Here is a 1,410-nt window from a genome sequence, read left to right on the forward strand (position 1 = left end):
GCGCGGCGCCAGGCCCAACGGCTGTATGGGCATCTTTGATGCCTGTTCAGCTGGCGGGAGCGTGTCTGTCCGGATGCCGGGCAAGGAACCGCGCGAGATCTTTCTGGGAGGGCGGTTTCCCGGAGAACACTTCTATGTAGCCGGGCATCAGGGAAATCCGGTAAGCGGTGCTTTCAGCCACTTGCATCGAGAAATAGCCGATCTGGGTGTAGATCATCGCCTTTGCCCGCACCAAAGCGTCTTGTGGCTCATAGCCGAAGCGGAGAAACATTTCCTTCATCGCCTGTTCGCGCCGGGCATCGGCCTGGTCTAGCCGGGCTTGCAGCGCTGCGTCGTTCCGTGCCCAGTTGCGGATCGCCAGGTCCAGCCGGGCATCAAACAGATCAGGATTAATCCAGCAGTCGAACACATTGAAAAGCGCTTCGGCAATGCTCTCGGCATAAGCCTCGGCCCGCGCGGCCAAGTTGCCGGTGTTTTTGTCTTCCCAGCGGCGGACCATTGCTTCCAGCAATTCTTCACGGTCCTTGAAGTGCCAGTAGAAACTGGTGCGTGACACGTTGAGCCGCTTGGCCAGCGGCATCACCTTCACGGCTTCCACACCGCTTGCGGTCAGAACGTCATAAGCGGCGGCCAGCCAGTTCTCTTCGCCAAGGCGCGGGCGGGAAAGGTCCGAAGTGTCCATGCCTGATCCCTAGCAGCCGCGCCGAAGGAGAGCAACTTTTCCCGACATGCGTGAAAGTTTAATTGACATAGGTGTCATGTTCGTGTCGGCTGGCGGCCAGCCAGTCAATGCCCCAGGAGAATTGCGCCATGTCCAAGGACCCGCTGCTGCAGCCTTACCAGTTGAAGCACCTGACGCTTCGCAACCGGATCATGACGACAAGCCACGAGCCGGCCTACCCCGAGGAGGGCATGCCCAAGGAGCGCTATGCGGCCTATCACGCCGAGCGGGCCAAGGCGGGAGTCGCGCTGACGATGACAGCCGGATCCGCCACTGTCAGCAGGGACAGCCCGCCGGTCTTCAACAATATCCTTGCCTATAAGGACGAGGTGGTGCCTTGGATCCGCAACCTGACCGATCAGGTGCATGAACATGGCGCGGCTGTCATGATCCAGCTCACCCACCTGGGCCGCCGCACCGGCTGGAATAAGGGGGATTGGCTGCCTTCGGTCAGCTCATCGCGGCACCGCGAGCCCGCGCACCGTTCGTTCGCAAAGCTGGCAGAGGATTGGGACATCGTCCGTATTCTCTCAGATTTTGCCGATGCGGCGGACCGCATGAAAGAGGGCGGCATGGATGGGATCGAGCTGCAGGTCTACGGCCATTTGATGGACCAGTTTTGGTCGCCTCTGACCAATGATCTGGACGGGCCTTACGGCGGTCAGACGCTCGACAGCCGGCTGAAGTTT

2 protein-coding genes are annotated in these 1,410 nt (G+C 60.5%); one reads left to right on the forward strand and one right to left on the reverse strand.

Translation table 11 applies throughout. The annotated features are described in order from the left end of the window. Positions 1-46: 46 nt before the first annotated feature. A complete protein-coding gene (locus RA19_RS17675; RefSeq protein WP_039165032.1) occupies positions 47-682 on the reverse strand; it encodes a TetR/AcrR family transcriptional regulator in 636 nt (211 codons plus the stop codon). A gap of 128 nt (positions 683-810) precedes the next feature. On the opposite strand from RA19_RS17675, the gene RA19_RS17680 reads away from it, so the two are divergent. Then, positions 811-1,410, forward strand: a 600-nt coding sequence (locus RA19_RS17680; protein ID WP_039165035.1) for an oxidoreductase, incomplete at its 3' end; no start/stop codon positions are given.

It is taken from the genome of Leisingera sp. ANG-M1, assembly GCF_000813745.1.
In the GTDB taxonomy this organism is placed as follows: domain Bacteria; phylum Pseudomonadota; class Alphaproteobacteria; order Rhodobacterales; family Rhodobacteraceae; genus Leisingera.